Below are 19,778 nucleotides of genomic sequence, written 5' to 3'. Positions count from 1 at the left end.
CCGGCTCCGGCCGGCCCCGGGATGCAGACCGGCCCTGGCCCGTGCCGCCGCCCGGCCCCTCGGGCCGGTGCCGCCCGCCCCGCGCCGCGGGGGTCGCCGCATGGGCAAGCCTGCGGCCCAGGGCCTGCCCCGGCGCTCCCGGCACCCGGCTGCCGTCACAGCCCGGGCCCGCCGACGTCGGGCTCCTCCGGCGCGGGATAGGCCGGCTCCCCCGCGGACCACACCTGGCGGAAGACCCGCAGGAAGTTCTCGGCGAGGACCAGCCGCAGGTGGTCTTCCTTCCAGTTGCGGCGCAGCAGCGCCTCGATCAGGTTGGGCAGCCGGGTGACGTCCTCCAGGCCCTGGGGCGTCTCCCCGATGCCGTCGAAGTCCGACCCGAGGCCGACGTGCTCGGGCCCCACCAGCGAGGCCACGTGTTCGATGTGTCGAACCACGTCGTCCACCGTGGCCGGACCGTCCGCCCGCAGGAAACGGGCGTAGAAGTTCATGCCCATGACGCCCCCCTGGGCGGCCAGGGCTCGGATCTGGTCGTCGCTGAGGTTCCGCGGGTGGGGGCACAGGGCGCGGCAGTTGGAGTGGGAGGCCACCACCGGCTGGCGGGAGACCGCGAGGACGTCGTAGAAGCCGGCGTCGGAGAGGTGGCTGACGTCGACCACCATCCCCAGGCGGTTCATCTCCCGCACCACCGCCACGCCCCGCTGCGAGAGCCCGCCGCCGCTGCGGCCGTCGCCGGCGCCGTCCGCCAGGTCGTTGCGCTCGTTCCAGGTCAGGCCGACCAGCCGCACCCCCAGCCGGTGGAGCAGCCGCAGCACGCCCAGACGCCCGTGGAGGACCTCGCCGCCCTCGATGCCGACGACCGCGGCCACCTTGCCGGCGGCCAGGGTCCGCTGGAGGTCGTCCACGCCCGTGACCACCGCGATGCGGTCGGCGTTGCGGGCCACCTCCGCCAGGAAGGCGTCGTAGAGCTCCATGAAGCGGACCAGGGCCGCGTGGGGCTTGTAGGCCGGCTCGATCCAGTGGGCGAAGACCTGCACCCCCACCCCCGCCTCCTCCAGGCGGGGCAGGTCCACGTGGCCCTCTGGCGACCGCTCGCCCAGCCGGCGCCGGCCGGCGGCCAGATCCAGCACGGTGTCCACGTGAGCGTCGACGATGGGGCCGTAGGGCGTGTACGGCATCCCGTTCCCTCGCCTCCCATCCCACCCGTGCCGCCCCTAGCCGGGGTCTTCGACGCGGATGCGCTCGATGGCCGTGGCCTTGCCGGTGTCCCGGTCGACGTCGACGATGACGCCGCAGAGCACCCGGGGGCCGCGGGCCACCTCGAGGCGCACCTGGAGCTGGGTGCGCAGCCGCCGGATGACCCCGTCGGGCTCGAAGCCGATGATCGAGTCCCGCGGACCCGTCATGCCCACGTCGGTGATGGCGGCCGTCCCGCCCGGCAGGACCCGCTCGTCCGCCGTGGGGGTGTGGGTGTGGGTCCCGACCACCGCGGACACCCGGCCGTCCAGGTACCAGGCCAGGGCCTGCTTCTCCGAGGTGGCGTCGCCGTGCACGTCCACCAGGATCGCCGCGGCCTGGCCCGCCAGGCCGGTCAGGGCACGGTCGGCGGCCACGAAGGGGTCGTCCAGCAGGCTGTCGGCGAAGACCCGTCCCATCAGGCAGAGGACGGCCACCCGACACCCGCTGCGGCCCTCGGCCACCACCGCCCCCTGCCCCGGCGGCTCACCCGGCCAGTTCAGCGGGCGCAGGACCCGCGGATTGCGCTCCAGGTAGGGCAGGATCTCCTTGCGGTCGGCCCAGTGGTTGCCCAGGGTGATGACGTCCGCGCCCGCGGCGAAGAGCTCGTCGGCGGTCTCGGGGGTGAGACCCCACCCGCCGGCGGCGTTCTCGCCGTTGACCACCGTCAGCTCGATGCCGTGTTGCTCGATGAGGCTCTCCAGGTGGTCCCGCAGCATCCGGCGCCCCGCCCGGCCCACCACGTCGCCGATGAACAGCAGCCGCACGCCCCAGCCCCCTCGGGGGGAATGCCACGGCGCGCCGGGACGGCGGGCGGGGGCCCGCCGTCCCGGCGCGCCTGCGCACCCCATGCCGGCCCGCGGGGGTGCCGCGGCCGCCGGCCGCGGCACCCCCGCCCGTGGCTACCGCGCGTACTCGGTCACCCTCGTCTCCCGGATCAGCGTCACCTTGATCTGGCCCGGGTACTGGAGCTCCCGCTCGATGCGCTTGGCGATCTGCCGCGCCAGGAGGTACGCCTCGGCGTCGTCCACCTGGTCGGGGTGGACCATGATGCGCACCTCGCGCCCCGCCTGGATGGCGTAGGCCTTCGCCACCCCGGGGAAGCTGGAGGCGATCTCCTCCAGCTGGCGCAGCCGGCGGATGTACGCCTCCAGGGTCTCGCGCCGCGCCCCGGGTCGCGCCGCCGACAGCGCGTCGGCGGCGGTGACGATGACCGCCTCGATGGTCTTCGCCTCGAAGTCCCCGTGGTGGCAGGACATGGCATGGATGACCTCTTCCGACTCATGATACTTCTGCAGGATCTCCATGCCAATGGTGAGGTGGGTGCCCTCCATCTCGTGGTCCAGCGCCTTGCCGATGTCGTGCAGGAGCCCGGCGCGCCGCGCCACGTTGACGTCGGCGCCTAGCTCGTACGCCATCAGGGCGCAGAGGTGGGCCACCTCGATGGAGTGCTGGAGGATGTTCTGGCCGTAGCTGGTCCGGAAGGCCAACCGGCCCAGCAGCTTGACCAGCTCCGGGTGCAGGTTGTGCACGCCCACCTCGTAGCAGGCGCGCTCGCCCTCCTGGCGGATGCGCTCCTCCATCTCCTCCACGGCCTTGGCGTACATCTCCTCGATCTTCGCCGGGTGGATGCGCCCGTCGGCGATCAGCTTCTCCAGCGTCATGCGGGCGATCTCCCGGCGGATCGGGTCGAAGCAGGAGATCACCACCGCCTCCGGCGTGTCGTCGATGATCAGGTCGACCCCCGTCAGGGCCTCGAAGTGCCGGATGTTGCGCCCCTCGCGGCCGATGATGCGGCCCTTCATCTCGTCCCCGGGCAGCTCGACCACCGACACGGTGAGCTCGGGGACGTACTCCGCCGCCAGGCGCTGGACCGCGTTGGCGATGATCTCCCGCGCCCGGCGGTCCGCCTCGGCGCGGGCCTCCTCCTCCATCTGCCGGATCATCACCGCCAGGTCGTGGCGCATCTCCTCCCGGACCTGGCTCATGAGCAGCTCCCGCGCCTCGTCGCGGCTCATGCCGGCGATGCGCTCCAGCTCCGTCATCTGCCGCAGGCGCAGCTCCTCCACCAGCTCTTCGGCCCGGTCCAGGTCGCGCTCACGGGCCCGCATCAGCTCCTCCCGCTCGTCCAGCTGGCGCGCCCGTCGTTCCAGCGCCTCCTCCCGTTGCAGCAGGCGCCGCTCCAGTTGCTGCAGCTCTTGCCGCCGCTCCCGGCTCTCCCGTTCGAAGTCCGTGCGCAGCCTGTGGACCTCTTCCTTCGCCTCCAGCAGGGCCTCGCGCTTGCGCGCCTCGCCCTCCTTCCGGCCCTCTTCGATCAGCTGTCGGGCCAGGGCCTCGGCGGAGCCGATGCGGCTCTCCGCCACCACCTTGCGGACCAGGTAGCCGGCCAGCCCGGCGATCACGAGGGTCGCGAGGAGGATGAGGACGAAGACGCCTGTCGGAACGACCATCTCCTTCACTCCCTCGGCCCGCGGTCGACGCCCCCGCCGGCCCCCTAACAAAAAAGCCGAGTGCAGGGACCCGGCTCGGCGCGCTGACCACTGTGACCCGCGCCCCACGCCCCTCGGGCGTCGGGACGGGGACCGGCGACCGGATTGTCATGACACCCAGATTTCGCCGCGTTTTCATGATTTTGCGCCGGATATCATCGGATTACGCAATTGTGGCCGCGTTTTCGAGAGATCCCGATAATTCATTCTAGGGGTTGCAAGAAACCCCTGTCAAGGGAACGGCCGCCGCGGCCCGTCCCCCGCCGACGCGGGGCGGCCGGGCTCGCCGTCCTCCTCGGCCAGCCGTCGGACGATCGCCTCGGCCACCTCCGCCCCGAAGCCCCGCCCCACCAGGAATCGGTAGAGCCGGGCGGCGGCCCGCTGCCGCGCGCCCCCGCGCCCCTCGGGACGGCCCGCGGGACCGGCGGATGCAGGCCGATCGCCGACCGGGCCGTCAGGCCCCTCGCCGGCCCCCTCCTCGCCGTCGGCGCAGCCGGCGGCGTCGACGACCCCCCTCCGCTCCCGGCCGTCACCCCCAGGGGATGGCGCGACGAACCGGGCCCAGCGCCGCCGCGCCAGCTCCCACGCCACCTCCCGCTCGACCTCGGCCGGCCACGTGGCCTCCAGGGCGTCGCGCACCACCGCCTCGGGGACCCCGCGCCGCAGCAGCTCGTCACGCAGCCGCCGGGGTCCGACATGGCGAACCCGGGCCGCTTCCGCGGCCTCCAGCGCGAGGCGACGGTCGTCCACGTAGCCCCAGGCCCGCAGCTGGGCCAGGACCTGGTCTACCATCGCCTCCGTCACCCCGTGGCGCCGCAGGTGCTGGCGCACCTCCCACTCGCTGCGGGCCCGCACCGCGAGCCAGCGGAGCGCCGTCGCCACAGCCCGTCGGACGGCTTCGTCGGTCCCCGCCCCGGCGTCCCCCGGGGCGGCGTCGCGCCCGGTGGGTCCGCCCCCGCGGCCCTCGACCATGGCCGGGTCCCGGCTACTCCTCTTCGCTGGCGGTGGCCGCCCGGATGCCGCCCAGGCTCAGGAGCTCGCGCACCCGCTGCTCGATGGCGTCGGCCACCTCCGGGTGCTGGACCAGGTACTCGCGGGCGTTCTCTCGACCCTGGCCGATCCGGGTGTCGCCGTAGGAGTACCAGGCGCCGGACTTCTCGATGATCCCGTGCTGGGTGGCGATGTCCAGCAGGTCGCCCTCGCGGGAGATCCCCTTGCCGTAGATGAGGTCGAACTCCGCCTGCCGGAAGGGCGGCGCCACCTTGTTCTTCACCACCTTGGCCCGCGCGCGAATGCCGATCATCTCGCCGCCCTGCTTCAACGTCTCCACCCGCCGCACGTCCAGCCGCACGGAGGCATAGAACTTCAACGCCCGGCCCCCGGGGGTCACCTCCGGGTTGCCGAACATCACGCCGACCTTCTCCCGGATCTGGTTGATGAAGATCAGGCAGGTGCGCGACTTGGCGATGGCCCCGGTCAGCTTCCGCAGCGCCTGGGACATCAGCCGTGCCTGCAGGCCCACGTGGGCGTCGCCCATCTCCCCCTCGATCTCCGCCCTCGGCACCAGCGCGGCGACGGAGTCGATGACGATGACGTCCACGGCACCGCTCCGCACCAGGGCCTCCGCGATCTCCAGGGCCTGCTCGCCGGTGTCGGGCTGCGAGATCAGCAGGTTGTCCACGTCCACACCCAGGTTCTCGGCATAGACGGGGTCGAGGGCGTGCTCCGCGTCGATGAAGGCCGCCACGCCCCCCGCCCGTTGCGCCGAGGCCACGACGTGGAGGGCGACGGTGGTCTTGCCCGACGCCTCGGGACCGAAGATCTCGACGATGCGGCCCCGGGGCATGCCGCCCACGCCCAGCGCGATGTCCAGGGCCAGCGACCCCGTGGGGATGACCTCGACGTTGAGGCGCGACGACGCCTCCCCCATCCGCATGATGGAGCCCTTGCCGAACTGCTTCTCGATCTGGCTGAGGGCCATCTCCAGGGCCCGTTCCCGCTCGATCATGGACCTCGCCTCCATGCCCGGCCGCGCCGCTCTCCCGGCCCCGACCGCGACTTCGCCCCCGCTCCCGGGGCTGGTCTCCCGTGCCTTGACGGTCTGGTTGAAAATTCCAACGGTCACCTTACCGCGGAACCGTGCGGACGTCAATCCCGCGACGCCGGCGGTCGCGGGCGAGCGCCCCTCAGCGTCCCAGGCGCCAGCGGTGCAGGGGCGTGTAGACGGGACCGCCCGGTCGCAGCCGGCTGCGGAAGAGCACCAGCTCCCGCACCGGCAGCCGACCCCAGAGCCGTTCCCGCGCGGCGACCGCGTGGGGCCATCGCGTCAGGTCGATCCAGCTCGCCCGCACCCGCGCCAGGGTGACATGGGCGGTGAAGGGGTGGCTCAACGGGTCGAGGTCCGGCGCCACCGCCAGGAGCTCGTGCTCCAGACCCGCCGCCATCCCCGCCAGCTCCGTGGCCCCGGTCGCCACCCCCGCCCAGAGCGTGCGGGTCCGTTCGGCGCTGGGGAATCCGCCGACGCCGCGGACCTCCACCTCCACCGGCGCCGCGGCCCCCGCCACCCGCGCCCCTGCCGCCACCAGGGCGGGCATCTCCGCCGCCGGACGTTCGCCGAGGAAGCGCAGGGTGATGTGCAGGTGGTCGGGCTCCACCCACTTCAGCCCCGGTCGCTCGCGACGTCCGACCGCCATCCACGCCCGCAGCGCACCGGCCGCCGTACCCGTCACCGGCACGGCGATGAAGAGCCGCCAGCGCTCGTCGGACGCGGCGCCGGTCCTTCCCTCGCGTCGGTCTCCCGTCATACCGAACAATAGTTTGACATGACCGCGGGGAATCCTGCGACGACTCCGCTCCGGCCGGTTCGTCCCCGTCGAGGCGCCTCATCGCCCCTCGGATCCGCTGGCGGGGATCTCCTCCAGGGGGAAGGGCGGGCGCTCCCGCTCGGACACCGCCGCGTCGGGCTTCCCGTCCACCACGTGGCGCTGCAGGGTGAGCCCCGTGGAGGTGAGGCGGAAGACCTCCACCGCGTCCACCGTGACCGGTCGCCAGCCCGCCCCGTCGGGCGCGGGCAGCAACGTCAGGAGCAGGAGGCCGTACGGGATCTCCTGGGGCGCCATGAGGCCGCGCAACCCGGCGGCGCCCGTCGAACCGGGGTTGAGGAACAGGCCCTGCGGCGTCTCCTCGACGCGCTGGACGTGGGTGTGGCCGCTCACCACCACGGGGGCGCGGCCCAGAAAGCGGCGGGCCACGGCGGGGTTGTGGACCACCACCAGGTCGGGCCGGCGCGGGGCGCCCTCGAGCAGGGAGGCCAGGGCCTGGCGCTGGGCCGCGATCTCCTCGGGACTCCCCATGGCGGGCGAGGCGCGCCAGCTGGCCGGATCGCGGCTCGTGGCCACCAGCAGCCCGCCGGGCAGGGTGACGAGGCCGTCCCCCAGCACCTGTACCCCCGTCGCGGCCTGCAGCGCGGCCAGGGAGGCGGGCGAGTCGTGGTTGCCGGGGACCACGTAGTAGGGCACGTCCAGCTCGGCCAGCTCCGCCACCAGCCGGGCCTCCGGCGCCGTGCCCCAGTCGGCCACGTCGCCGGCGTCCAGCACCAGGTCGGGCCGGAAGGCGGCGGCCATCTCCCGGATCAGGCGCACGCCGGCCGGGTTGTTGTGCAGGTCGGCGACGATCAGCACGCGCAGGCCCTCGTCCCGGGGAACCGCCGCGCCCTGGGTGCCGATGCCGCGATACAGGTCGTGGAGCCGGCCCACCAGCACCTCCATCTGCTCGCTGAAGGCCGCCACGGTGGCCGGCGTGCGGGTGAAGACGTCCAGGAGCCACGGCGCGGCGCTGATGGCGCCGCTGTACTCGGCGTGGCGGAAGGCACCGGGGTCGTAGGTCGCGTGGGTCGCGGTCACCAGGCCGCCGCCGGTGACCAAGCCCAGGGCCGCCGCGGCCATCGCCCGCCGCCACCGCCGACCGAGGAGCGCGCCGGCGGCGGCACCCCCCGCCACCGCCAGCAGCACCAGCCGCAGGGCATACCGCCGCGCCACGCCCTGCACCTGGCGGCGCAGGCCGGCCACCAGCCCGTGGGCACCCCGGCGGTCCAGCACCCGTGAGAGCGCCTCGACGTCGACGGTATCCAGCCGCACCGCCAGGGCGAGGGGCGCGCGGTGGGTGACGGCGCGCACCCGGCCCAGCGGCGGCACGGCCACCTCGGTGAGCCCGCGCCAGGACGGCCGCACGGCGAGGGTCACCTCGAAGGGCCCCAGGCCCACCCGGGCGCCCGATCCCGCCACCATGGCCAGGTACGCGGCGAGGACGGCCGCCACCCCCAGCGCCGCGCGCCGGGGCCACGGCCGGCCGCCGGACGTCGCCATCCCCGTCTCCCTCCCGCAAGGGCCGGTTCGTCCGCGCCGGGGCGGCGGGGGGTGGGGCCACCCTGATGCCGCCGTCCCGTCTCGCGATCCCCACCTTACCGTTGCCCTTGACGGGGCGACGCCCCGCGGCAGGGCCCCTGGCACATGGCGGCAAGCCTCGGCGCCCACGGCCGCCGGGGCTTGCCACCACGGACCCTGGCCACCGCGCCGGCCGTACCGGACCCCGCCCACCGCGCCGGCCGCGCCCGCGCCCGGGCCCCTGCGCCGGCCGGACCCGATCCCGGGCCCTGCCGCGTAGGGCGCGGGGCGGCGACGGCCGCGCCTCGGCGCCGGGACGGCCGCCCGGGGCCCCGGGATTCGGCCGGTCTGGGCTGCGCGGTCAGCGGCCCCGGGCGGAGGGTCCGGCGCGCACCAACGCGCGGTAGAGCAGGAGCAGCGCCGCTTGCGCCGTCCGGGTTTTGACCGCCTGCCGGTCCCCGGCCCAGCGGTGGCGCTCGACCCGGGTGCCGCCCGGCCCGTCCACCGCCACGTAGACCGTTCCCACGGGCTTCTCCGGCGTCCCTCCCCCCGGGCCGGCGATGCCCGTGGTGGCCACGCCCCAGTCGGCGCCGAAGAACCGGCGGACCCCCGTCGCCATGGCGCGGGCCACCGGCTCGCTGACCGCACCGAACCGCGTCAGGTCGTGGGGGCTGACGCCCAGCGCCTGCACCTTGGCCTGGTTGGCGTAGGCGACCACGCCGGCCAGCACGTAGGCGGAGCTGCCGGGTACGTCGGTCAGCCGGTCGGCGACGCGTCCACCGGTGCAGGACTCGGCCACGGCGACGGTCTCGCCGCGCTCCCGCAGCAGGCGGCCCACCGCCTGCTCGAGGGTCTCCTCGTCCTGCCCGTAGACGTGCTCGCCCAGGCGGCGCCGGATCTCGGCGGTCAGCGCGTCCAGCTGCCGCAGCGCCTCGGGTTCCCGCAGCACCCAGGGTTCGCGGCCGCCGGCGCCGCCCCCAGCCGCCGCCGGCCCGCCGCCCTGCGCCGGCGCGGCCCACGTCCCCGGCGCACCCGCGCCGTCCCCGGCCCCGCCGCGGTCGGCATCCGCCCGTCCGTCCGACGCAGCGCCCGGCCCCTGCCGGTGGGCGGGGACGCTCCTTCCGGGTGCGGCCGCCGCCCCCTCGGCCGACGCCACCTTGACCGCCAGGCGCAGGTGGACCTCGCCGTCCTTGGCGTAGGTGGCCAGGGTCACCGGTCCCTGGCCGGCGAAGAGATCCGCCAGGCGGTGCTCCACCTCGCTCTCGCCCAGGCCGGCCACCCGCAGCACCCGCCGCAGCAGGCGCACCCCGCCCGCGGACCGGGACCACCGCTGCAGGAAGGGCACCAGCGGTCCGTCCACCATGGGCCGCAGCTCCCGCGGCGGTCCCGGCAGGGCCACGAACCAGCGGCCCGGCGCCCACTCCAGCACGAATCCGGGGGCCGTGCCGTGGGCGTTGGGCAGCACGTGGCTGCCGGCGGGGAAGAGGGCTTGCTTGCGGTTGCCCGGGGCCATCGGTCGGCCCCGGGCGGCGAAGTACCGCTCGATGCCGGCCAGGACCGCGGGATCCAGCACCAGGGGCCGTCCCGCCACGCGGGCGATGGCCTCCCGGGTCAGGTCGTCGCCCGTCGGACCCAGGCCCCCGGTGACGATGACGATGCCCGCCCGCTGGGCGGCCTGGCGCAGGGCCGCCTCCAGGCGGGCTAGGTTGTCCCCCACCGTGACGTGGTGGTAGACGTCGATGCCGTAGGCCGCGAGCCGCTGGGAGAGGAAGGCGGCATGGGTGTTGACCGTCTCGCCCAGCAGGAGCTCGGTACCGACGCAGACGATCTCGGCGTTGACCATGCTTTTGCGCTCCCGTGCCCGCGCTCCTCAGTCGCCCGCGGCGTCGCGCGGCGCCTGGCGCCGGCCGCGGGAACCCGGTTCGTCCGCCACGCCGGAACCGCCGCCGTCGCGATCCCCGGACCCTTGGCCGCCGGCGGTCGCCCCCTCGCCCCGCCCGCGGCCGGAAGGTCCGTCCCCCGCGGCCGGCTCGGCCGACGCATGGGGCAGGGGCGGCAGCCCCACCAGGCGCCGGAACTCCGCCGAGGTCAGCCGCTCCCGTTCCAGCAGCCGCTCGGCCGCCGCCCGCAGCCCGTCGCTGAACTCGCCCAGCAGCGCCCGGGCCCGCTGCTCCTGCCGGCGCAACACGCGGCTCACCGCCCGGTGGAGGGCGGCGGGGGGCAGCACGTCCCGCGCCACCACCCCCAGCGGCGTCATGCCGTCTTCCACCATGCGCCGGGCCAGCTCGACGGCCTGCTGGAAGTCGGCGCTGGCGCCGGTGCTCGGCCGCCCGAGCAGCAGGCGCTCCGCCTGGGAACCGGCCAGGGCGATGCAGATCGTGTCCTCCATCTGGTCCTGGGTCTGGAGGAACCGGTCCTCGTCGGGTCGCTGGCGCACGTACCCCAGGGCCTGCCCCCGCGAGGTGATGGTGACGCTGGCCACCGAACCCGGGCGGAGGATCTCCGCCACCAGCGCGTGCCCGCACTCGTGGACGGCGATGCGCCGGCGCTCCTCCTCCCCGGGCCGCCGATCCAGCCGCTCGCCCATCATCACCTTCTCGATGGCCTCGCGCAGGTGCTCCATGGCGATGGCGGGGGCGCCGGCCCGCATGGCGAGGATCGCCGCCTCGTTGCACACGCTCTCCAGGTGGGCACCGGAGAAGCCGAAGGTCTCCTGGGCGACCTGCCCGAGGTCCACGTCAGACGCCAGCGGCTTGCCGCGCATGTGGATGCGCAGGATCTGCTCGCGCGCCTCGCGATCGGGCAGCTCCACCCGCACGATGCGGTCGAAGCGGCCGGGCCGCAGGAGGGCGTCGTCCATCAGGTCGGGCCGGTTCGTCGCCGCCATGACCAGGACCTGGACGTCGTCCTCGGGCCGGATGCCGTCGAGCTCCACCAGCAGCTGGTTGAGGGTCTGGTCGTACTCCAGGTGGGACGTGTGGCGGCCGCGCTTGCCGGCCAGCACCTCGATCTCGTCGATGAACAGGATGGCGCTCTGCTTGCCCTGCCGGCGCGCCAGGCGCCGGACCTCGGCGAACACCTCGCGCACCCGCTGGGCGCCGACGCCCGCATACACCTCGACGAAGGCCGATCCCGAGGTGGCGAGGAAGGCGGAGTCCGTGTAGGTGGCCGCCGCCTTCGCCAGCAGGGTCTTGCCGGTGCCGGGCGGCCCCGCCAGCAGGATGCCCTTGATCGGGCGGATGCCGAAGCGCTGGGCCTCCTTGGGCCGACGCAGGAACTCCAGGGCCTCCTTGAGCTCCTGCTTGGCGGCCGCCTGGCCGCCGATGTCGTCGAAGGTGACGCCGGTGGCCTCCACCGCATGGGCCACCGGACCGCGGCCTGTCCCGGGCAGCAGGCCCATCCGGAACACGTAGAGCACAAGCCCCGCCAGCAGCAGCAGGGGCAGCCACTGGCCCACCGGCAGGCGCAGGAGCAGGAACGCCGCCACGCCCAGGCCGGCCCCCAGGGCGATCTCACGCCACCGCTCCCTCACCGGCCGGTCACCTCCTGCGGGGGCCGCAAGGGCATGACGGCGTACAGCACGCCATCGCCGCGCGCCAGCTCGAGATAGAGGAACTCGGCGTCCACGTACAGCCGAGCCCGGTCGAGCCCCAGCCGCCGACCAGCGGCCGCGACCTGCTGGGCCGCCCGGGCGTAGTCGCCGCGGCTGCGACCCTCCTCGACGAAATAGCTGACCTCGTAGAAGGCCTTCTCCAGCTCGGGCGTCCGCCGGTCCACCAGCTCCAGCTCGTAGCGGCCCAGCCCCAGGTGGCGGTCGGCCCGCTCCCGCAAGGCCTGGTAGGTGGCCGGCAACAGGTCGACCGCCCCCAGCTGGACCCGGACCCGCCACCGTCCGTCCTCCCGCTGGACCTGCACGGCGGTAACGCCGGGGACCGTCTCCAGCGCGCGCTCCAGCGGCGCCGCCTTGGCCTGCTCCTGGTACAGCACGTTGGCGAACAGCAGCACCCCCAGGGTCAGCGCGGCGGTGACGGCCACCCAGCGGATCTGCAACGGCTTTCCAAACATGGCTTCGACCTCGTCGTCCGTCGGCCGCCTCGAGACGCTCCTCGGCGCCCGCACCAAGCCCTTCGAACGCTATTCAGTCCGCATGAACCAGCGGGTGCTGCGCCGACGGGGGGTACGTCGCAGACGGCAATGGTGAAGCAAGCCCTTTCCAAGCAGGTTCATTCCCTTTCCAAGCAGATTCATTATAGCACCCCTCAGCGCGCGCCCGGAGCCAGGGCCTTCCGGCCCCTCGCGGCCCAGGCCTCGGCGGGATGGCACCCCTCCCGGCTGCATGGCCGGCCTCGCCGCCCGCCCTCAGCCGACGGCATCCGCCGCACGATACTCCCACGGACCGGGTTCCCAGCGCGCGGCCCCCGCGGAACGGTCGGCCACCTCGGTCGCCAGGGCGGCGACCTGGTCCTCGGGCACCCAGAGCTCCAGCGTCACGTGCACGCCGAATCCCTCGGCCAGGACCCGGACTCCCCGCCCTTGGAGCCACGCCCGCAGCGGCCCATAGGTCGCATAGGGTGCGACCACGCGCCCTCGCCGCCCGCGGCGGAAGGTCACCAGCCCGGCCTCCCGCAGCCCCGCTGCACAGGCGTCGGCGTACGCGCGCACCAGCCCTGCGGCCCCCAACTTGGTCCCGCCGAAGTAGCGGGCGACGAGGACCGCCACCTGCACCACGCCCTGGCGCTCCAGGACCTCGAGGACCGGACGCCCCGCCGTGCCCGGCGGCTCGCCGCCGTCGCTGCACCAGCGCTCCTCGCCGCGGAACCCAGCCACGAAGGCGGGGACATGGTGCGTCGCCCGGGGGTGGAGGGCTCGCGCCGCCTCCAGCCATGCCCGGGCTTCGGCGACCCCGTCCACCGGCGCCACGTGGGCGACGAAACGCGACCGTCGGATGGCCAGCCCGACCTCGGCCTCGCGGCGCACCGAGCGGAAGGCGGACGGGCCGCCGGCCGGCGCCGGCCACACCGGCCGCCCAGACGACGCGCCTCCCGCCGGGCGGCCCCGGATGCTCACCCCACCGCCGGCCTCCCCGCATCCACCGGAGCTCGGTGGGCTTCCGGCCCCCGGGACTCGGCCGCCAGGGACGGGGCGGGCGGATCGAGGAAGACCAGCTGGTGGCCGCCGGGGCTGGCTGCGCGCAGCAGCGTGCGCAGCCAGCGCTCCCCGAACCGCAGGAGGTAGGGGAAGACGTTGTGCACCCGCTCCTGGGGTTGGCCCAGGGGCCGCAGGCTGCCCTCCAGCCAGTCCAGGTCCCGCATCACCTCCCGGTGCCGGCGCCGGTGGTGCTGCCACGTCTTGCGGTGCAGGTAGTCCACCTGCATCAGGATGCGACCCAGGTTCTCCTGGCCGAGGGCGCGCAGCTCCGGCCGCACCCGCTCCAGGTCGTCCAGCAGGTCCGCGTAGAGCGCCTTGATCCGTTGCCGCAGCTCGGCGAAGCGGGCGTCGATGCCCAGGGGGTCGAGCCCCTCCAGGACCCGCCGGCGCAGCCCTTCCGGATCCTGGAGCACCTCCCCCACCGTGGCCCGGTAGCGCTGGAGCCGGTCCACCGCCGCGGGCTCGACCAGCGTGAAGCCGGGGCGGGGCAACAGCACCGGCATCTCCAGCCCGAAGAGGGGGTACACGTCGCGCATCTGCGCCAGGTACTGGGCCTCACCCGGCCCGACGACGAAGCCCACCACGGGCAGCAGCCAGTCCTGGACCAGCGGGCGCAGCACCACGTTCGGGCTGAAGGCCTCCGGCCGGGACTCCAGCTCCCGCGCCAGCTCCGCCGGGGAGAACGCCACGCGCCCCTGCCGATCACGGAACCGGCCTCCTTGCCAGAGCAGCGCCGCCCGCCGCCGGCCGTCGAAGTAGAACAGGTTGGCGTGGGCCGGGTCCACGTCCAGGGCGGGCGGGTAGCCGCGCCGCCGCAGGCGCGCCGCCGCCGCGGCGAGCTCGCGGTGGATCGCCTCCCGCCGCACCACGGCCCGCTGCAACAGCGGCCGGCTCAGCCGGCGGAGCGTGGGGTCCATGGGGTCCAGCAGCACCAGCCCGTCGCGGCCGAACAGCCGGGCCATGAGACGGCCGACCCACTGGCCCAGGGTCGCCGCCCGCTGGCGGGCGTCCTCCAGCACCTCCAGGGCGGGATGATCGGCGGGCACGCCGGCGAGGCGCGCCACCTCGGCCACCAGCGCCCGGGCGGCGGGCGGCAGCGGCAGGGTGCCCACGGGCGGCTGCCCGCCGGCGACGGCAGCCGGGAGGGGCAGCGCCAGGCGATGCAGGCGGCCGCGTTCGTCCAGCACGTGGAGCTGGTTGCACTCCGCCAGGTCGTGGTCCTCGGTCGCCAACCAGAAGACCGGGATCACCGGGCGCCCGAGGGCGGCCTCGATCTGGCGCGCCCAGCGCAGGATGCCCACGGCCTTGTAGACCGTGTAGAGCGGGCCCGTGGCCAGGCCCGGCTGCTGACCGCCCACCACCACCAGGGCCCGCGGGTCGGCCAGCCGGCGGGCGGCCTCCAAGGCCGGCTCGTCGGCATCCAGGGACGCGTTGTAGGCCACCAGCGCCTGGGCGACCACCTCCCGCGGGGGCTGGTGGGGCGACCGCGCCAGCGCCTCGGCGCGGCGCGCGAAGGCCGTCTCGTCGGACGGATCGTAGTTGAAGAACGACTGCACGCGGGCGAAGTCGCGCTGGTAGTGGACGAAGAACTCCGGATAGACCCACTCCAGCCGTTCCAAGGACTGGATCTGCACCGGGCGGTCCCTTCCCCTCGTCGGTGGCGTCGGTCCCCGTGCGCCGGGGCGCCCTGGTCCATCGCCGCACCCCGGTGGGATTTCGCCGGCGGCCGGGGGATGCCTCCCCCGGCCGCCAGACGGGGAGACCCCGGGGGTGACGGCACGGCCGGCGGCGGACCGGCACGCCGCGCCGCCGTCGGGACCCCGGCCCGCGCCTACGGCCGGCCGCGGGCGCGGAACCACGCCCAGGCGGCGTCCCCGAATCCGCCGTTCGCCGCGGCCCGCATTGCTGCCCGGCTCCACGCGCTCGCCGCGGCCCGCATCGCTGCCCGGCTCCGCCCGTTCGCCGCAGCCCGCGTCGCTGCCCGGCTGCGCGCCCTCAGGGCAGCCCGACCGCTGCCCGTTCCCGCGCGCTCGCCGGCGCCCCACCGCGGCGGCCCGGGCGGCGGGCCCGGCGGCACCCCCGGGGCCTGGACCGCCGGCGACCCCGCGCCCGGCAGGGATGCCCCCGCCGGCAGCGAACGGGTATTCGCTGGAGGTGGCCCCCGTGCCCTTGACCTTGAGCCAGGTGCTGGAGCAGCTGCGCACCGACCCCGCCTGGGTGGCGGGCATCCAGGCCTGGGAGGTGGAACCGGCCCAGCCGGGCCGCTTCGCGCCCCCGCCGCCTACCCTCGATGGGCGCCTCGTCCAGTGGCTGCGGCGGCGGGGGATCGACCGGCTCTACAGCCACCAGGCGGAGGCGGTGGCGGCCAGCCTGGCGGGGGACGACGTGGTGGTGGTCACCCCGACGGCGTCGGGCAAGACCCTCTGCTACACCCTGCCCGTGCTGCAGCGCATCTTGGAGCGGCCGTCGTCCCGCGCGCTCTTCCTCTTCCCCACCAAGGCGCTGGCCCAGGACCAGTACGCCGCCCTTCAGCAGGCCATCGACGAGCTCGGCCTCGACCTCAAGGCGTACACCTACGATGGGGACACGCCGGAGGCGGCGCGCCGGGCGATCCGGGCCGCCGGACAGGTGGTGATCACCAACCCCGACATGCTGCACGCGGGCATCCTCCCCTACCATACACGCTGGGTCAACCTGTTCGAGAACCTGGAGTACGTGGTGGTCGACGAGCTCCACCACTACCGCGGCGTCTTCGGCAGCCACGTGGCCAACGTCCTGCGCCGCCTCTTCCGGATCTGCGCCTTCTACGGGTCGCGCCCGCGGGTGGTGGCGTGCTCCGCCACCATCGCGAACCCGGGCGAGCACGCCCGGCGTCTCCTGGGGCGGCCGGTGCGGGTGATCGCCGAGAGCGGCGCGCCCCGGGGCGAGCGGCACCTGATCGTCTACAACCCGCCGGTGGTCAACGCCCAGCTGGGCATCCGGCGGGGGGTGCTGCAGGAGGCGCGGCGCTGGGCGGAGCGGTTCTTGAAGAACGGCATCCCGACCATCGTCTTCGCCCGCACCCGCCTGGCGGTGGAGGTCCTCCTGACCTACCTGCGGCACGCCATGGGCGACCGGTCCGAACGGGTGCGGGGGTATCGCGGCGGCTACCTGCCCAACCAGCGCCGGGAGATCGAGCGCGGGTTGCGCTCGGGGGAGGTGCTGGGGGTGGTGGCGACCAACGCCCTGGAGCTGGGCATCGACATCGGCTCCCTGCAGGCCGCGGTGCTGGCGGGCTACCCCGGCAGCGTGGCCAGCTTCTGGCAACAGGCCGGCCGCGCCGGGCGGCGCCAGGAGGCCGCCGTGGCGGTGCTGGTCGCCTCCTCGAGCCCCCTCGACCAGTACATCGCCCGTCACCCGCGCTTTTTGCTGGAGCAGCCGGTGGAGGCCGCGTTCATCCACCCGGACAACCTGTACATCCTGGTCAGCCACATCCAGTGCGCCGCCTTCGAGCTGCCCTTCCGGGCGGGGGAGCGCTTCGGCGACCAGCCGGTGGACGACGTGCTGACCTTCCTGGAGGAGCAGGGCCTGGTGCACCGCTCCGGCGACCGGTGGCACTGGATCAGCGACACCTTCCCCGCCCACGAGATCAGCCTGCGGTCGGCGGCGGAGGAGAACGTGGTGATCATCGACACCAGCCGCGGCGCCCGGGTGATCGGCGAGGTCGACCGCTTCTCGGCGCCCCTGCTGGTCCACGAGCAGGCGATCTACATCCACGAGGGCGAGCAGTACCAGGTGGAGCGGCTGGACTTCGCCGAGAACAAGGCCTACGTGCGACCGGTGCGGGTGGACTACTACACCGACGCCCACCTGGCCGTGGACCTGAAGGTGCTGGACTGCTTCGCCAGCCGGCCGGTGCCCGGCGGCGAGGCGTCCCGGGGCGAGGTGGCGGTGATCGCCCGGGCGACGCTGTTCAAGAAGATCAAGCTGTTCACCCACGAGAACGTGGGCTGGGGCCGGATCCACCTCCCCGAGCTGGAGATGCACACCGCCGCCTGCTGGGTCACCCTGGCGGACGAACCGGCGGGGATGGAGCCCGCGGTGCTGCAGGCGGGCCTGCAGGGGCTGGCGTATCTGCTGGGTCACCTGGCCCCGCTCTATTTGCTCTGCGACCGCCGCGACCTGGGCACGGTGGCGCAGCTGCGCTCGCCCTTCACCGGCCGGCCGACGCTGTTCCTCTACGATGCCTATCCCGGCGGCGTCGGCCTGGCGGAGAAGGCGTACGACATCCTGCCCTTGCTCTGGCAGGCGGCGGCGGAGGCGGTGGCGGCCTGCCCCTGCGAGGCCGGGTGCCCGGCCTGCACGGGGCCGGAGACGGAGAGCGGCCCGGGGGCGAAGGCGGCGGCCCGGCGGCTGCTGGCCCTGCTGGCCCCGCCGCAGGCCACGGCGCCGCCGGCCGGACGACGATGGGCCGCGCTGCCGTCACCCCCGGCGGCGGGCTCCCTCCCGGCCCCGCTCCCGCCGGGCCCCGGCGCCGTCCGCGGCGAGGGGGAGCGGCGATGAGCCGGCTCGAGGAGCTCCGCGCGCTCCACGCCCAGGGACGACTGGTGCTCAAGGCCCGCGGCCGGCCGGAGGCCGGCTCGCGGGGCGGGGCGCCCCCGGCGACCGGGTCGGCGCCCGGGGGATCCGGTCCGGTGAGCTGCACGCCCGTGACAGCGAGCCCGGCAGCCGGGGCCTCCCTCGCCGCCGGGGCCGGGCCGGTCCCGGTCCCAGGCGATGCCGCGGACGGGACCGCCCCAGGGGGACCGCCGGCCGCCGACGGCCCCGGCCATCCCTTCACGCCCTCGCCGACGCCCGCGGGGACCGCCTGGTGCTGGCGCACGGTCTACCCGGCCGCCTTCGCTCACGGGAGCGGGACCCCGGCCACGTGGTATCGCGACCTCCGCCGCTCCCTGGCCGTGCTGGCCGCGGTGGCGGGACCCGTCCGCAGCCGGCAGCCAGCGCCCGCCGCGGTGGAGCAGCTCCTCTTCCTCGACCTGGAGACCACCGGCCTGGCGGTGGGCGCCGGCCACCGCCCCTTCCTCGCGGGGTTGGCCTGGTTCGACGCCGGCGGGGCGGGGACCGGCGACCGGGGGGGAGAGCCGCGGGGCGCCGGCACGCCGGGCGGGGGGCCGGGGAGCCCCGGGGCCGCGGAGGATCAGGCCGTCGCCGAGGCGGTCGGGCCGGTGCTGGTCGTCGAGCAGTACCTGGTGCCGGACCTGGAGCCCGAGACGGAGCGGGCCTGGCTGGCCGCCATCGCGCGCCGGCTGGCCGAGCACCCGTGGCTGGTCACCTTCAACGGCCGCGGCTTCGACTGGCCCATGCTGGAGACGCGCTGGCACTGGCACCGGCGGACGGCACCGGCACCCGCCGGCCACCTCGACCTGCTCTACCCGGCCCGCCGGCTGTGGGCCGGGCCGGCGCAGCGGGTGAACCTGCGGGCGCTGGAGAGCCGGCTGCTGGGCGTCCAGCGCCAGGGCGACGTCCAGGGCGCCGAGATCCCGGAGCGCTTCGCCCGCTTCCTGCGTCGACGGGAGGGCCCGCACCCCGAGGCGCCGATGCCCCCTCCCCCGGACCCTGCGGGGACGACCGGCGCCTCCGGCCGGCCGCGGGACGGCGCACCGGATCCCGCCCGGCGCGGGCCCGTCCCGGCGGCGGGGGACGGGGCGGCGGAGACCCTGGACCCCTTGCTTCCCGTCCTGCGCCACAACCTGGTGGACCTGCTCTCGCTGGTGGGCATCGCCGCGTGGCTCGGCGGCTGGCTGCTGGCCGGGCCGCCCGGTGCGCGCCGCTGGGATGAGGCCCTGGCCGCCGGGCGGGAGTGGGAGCGCATCGACCCCGACGTGGCGACGCGGTGGTACGAGCGCGCCCTGGTCCTGGCCCGCGGCCGCGGGGCGGTGGCGGCGGTGGCCCGCCGGCTGGTCCCCCTCTACCGCCGGCAACGGCGCTGGGGCGATGCCGTCGCCGTGCAGGCCGCCCTGTGCGACGCCCACCACCCGCTGGCACCGGTGGAGCCATGGCTCGACCTGGCGGAGCTGTGGCTGCGGGCAGGGCAGCGCCAGCGGGCGGCCGCCTGCCTGGATCAGGCCGAGCGGCTGTGGGAGCGGCGAAGGCGGCTGCCCGTGGCCGGGACGCCCCGGCCGCCGGAGGTGGCCGCCCGGGCGCAGGACGCCGCCACCGCTCAGGGCCGGGACGGCGCCCCGCCGCCGGCGCCGGCGGCGGCTTTCCCGCCGCCGCCGGCGGCCCGGGCCGCGCCGAGCCGGGACGCGCGGAGCACAGCCCCCTCCCGGGTGGAACGGCGCATCGCCCACTTGCGCCAGCGGCTGACCGCAGGGCCCGACGGCACCCAGGCGCGAGCCCTCTAGCCCGCCCGCGCCGGCGGGCGGCGCCCGCCGGCGCGGGCGGGACGCAGCCCCCCGCGCCGCCCGGGCGCACCGACCCCGTCGAGGCGTCCGCACCGGGCTCGTACCCGCGGGGCTCCTCTCCCCCCTGGCGCACCGGCTTGCCC

General features: G+C 75.5%; 14 protein-coding genes. 2 read left to right on the top strand and 12 right to left on the bottom strand.

The window, feature by feature from the left end:
- Positions 1 to 155: 155 nt before the first annotated feature.
- The 12 genes from E1B22_RS09005 to bshC form a co-directional block, all read right to left on the bottom strand.
- Positions 156 to 1,175, bottom strand: coding sequence for a dipeptidase (locus E1B22_RS09005; protein ID WP_135225382.1), 1,020 nt, complete (start codon positions 1,173 to 1,175; stop codon positions 156 to 158).
- Positions 1,176 to 1,211: 36 nt separating this feature from the next.
- Positions 1,212 to 2,000: a TIGR00282 family metallophosphoesterase gene (locus E1B22_RS09000; protein ID WP_135225381.1), complete on the bottom strand. Its 789-nt coding sequence runs from the start codon at positions 1,998 to 2,000 to the stop codon at positions 1,212 to 1,214.
- A 135-nt stretch (positions 2,001 to 2,135) separates the two neighbouring features.
- The gene (gene rny / locus E1B22_RS08995) at positions 2,136 to 3,683 is read right to left on the bottom strand and encodes a ribonuclease Y (protein WP_135225380.1); all 1,548 of its coding nucleotides are present in this window, start codon (positions 3,681 to 3,683) and stop codon (positions 2,136 to 2,138) included.
- Positions 3,684 to 3,953: 270 nt separating this feature from the next.
- Positions 3,954 to 4,694, bottom strand: coding sequence for a regulatory protein RecX (locus tag E1B22_RS08990; protein ID WP_135225379.1), 741 nt, complete (start codon positions 4,692 to 4,694; stop codon positions 3,954 to 3,956).
- Between the two features lie 13 nt (positions 4,695 to 4,707).
- Positions 4,708 to 5,730, bottom strand: a complete 1,023-nt coding sequence (gene recA / locus E1B22_RS08985; protein WP_167758902.1) for a recombinase RecA — start codon at positions 5,728 to 5,730, stop codon at positions 4,708 to 4,710.
- A gap of 178 nt (positions 5,731 to 5,908) precedes the next feature.
- Entirely contained in the window at positions 5,909 to 6,526 is a 618-nt protein-coding gene (thpR, locus tag E1B22_RS08980; protein ID WP_135225377.1) for an RNA 2',3'-cyclic phosphodiesterase, read from the bottom strand.
- A 78-nt stretch (positions 6,527 to 6,604) separates the two neighbouring features.
- Entirely contained in the window at positions 6,605 to 8,086 is a 1,482-nt protein-coding gene (locus E1B22_RS08975; protein ID WP_135225376.1) for a metallophosphoesterase family protein, read from the bottom strand.
- 379 nt (positions 8,087 to 8,465) lie between these two features.
- A complete protein-coding gene (locus tag E1B22_RS08970; protein WP_135225375.1) occupies positions 8,466 to 9,947 on the bottom strand; it encodes a competence/damage-inducible protein A in 1,482 nt (493 codons plus the stop codon).
- Positions 9,948 to 9,974: 27 nt separating this feature from the next.
- On the bottom strand, positions 9,975 to 11,636 hold the full coding sequence (locus E1B22_RS08965; protein WP_135225374.1) for an AAA family ATPase: 1,662 nt from the start codon (positions 11,634 to 11,636) through the stop codon (positions 9,975 to 9,977).
- Positions 11,633 to 12,169 (bottom strand): hypothetical protein, encoded by a 537-nt coding sequence (locus tag E1B22_RS08960; RefSeq protein ID WP_243123285.1) that lies wholly within the window; start codon positions 12,167 to 12,169, stop codon positions 11,633 to 11,635. The genes E1B22_RS08965 and E1B22_RS08960 overlap by 4 nt, the downstream gene beginning before the upstream one ends.
- 294 nt (positions 12,170 to 12,463) lie before the next feature.
- Positions 12,464 to 13,171, bottom strand: a complete 708-nt coding sequence (locus tag E1B22_RS08955) for a YigZ family protein (protein ID WP_135225373.1) — start codon at positions 13,169 to 13,171, stop codon at positions 12,464 to 12,466.
- A complete protein-coding gene (bshC, locus tag E1B22_RS08950; protein ID WP_135225372.1) occupies positions 13,168 to 14,886 on the bottom strand; it encodes a bacillithiol biosynthesis cysteine-adding enzyme BshC in 1,719 nt (572 codons plus the stop codon). The genes E1B22_RS08955 and bshC overlap by 4 nt, the downstream gene beginning before the upstream one ends.
- Before the next feature lie 529 nt (positions 14,887 to 15,415).
- Here bshC and E1B22_RS08945 point away from each other — a divergent pair.
- Positions 15,416 to 17,794: a DEAD/DEAH box helicase gene (locus E1B22_RS08945; RefSeq protein ID WP_135225371.1), complete on the top strand. Its 2,379-nt coding sequence runs from the start codon at positions 15,416 to 15,418 to the stop codon at positions 17,792 to 17,794.
- Positions 17,791 to 19,635: a ribonuclease H-like domain-containing protein gene (locus E1B22_RS08940; RefSeq protein WP_135225370.1), complete on the top strand. Its 1,845-nt coding sequence runs from the start codon at positions 17,791 to 17,793 to the stop codon at positions 19,633 to 19,635. Before E1B22_RS08945 ends, E1B22_RS08940 begins: the two co-directional genes overlap by 4 nt.
- The last annotated feature ends 143 nt before the right edge of the window (positions 19,636 to 19,778 follow it).

The organism is Thermaerobacter sp. FW80 (genome assembly GCF_004634385.1).
Taxonomy (GTDB): domain Bacteria; phylum Bacillota; class Sulfobacillia; order Thermaerobacterales; family Thermaerobacteraceae; genus Thermaerobacter; species Thermaerobacter composti.
Note: the sequence above shows the minus strand (reverse complement) of the source record. Positions and strands in the feature narration are given on the sequence as shown.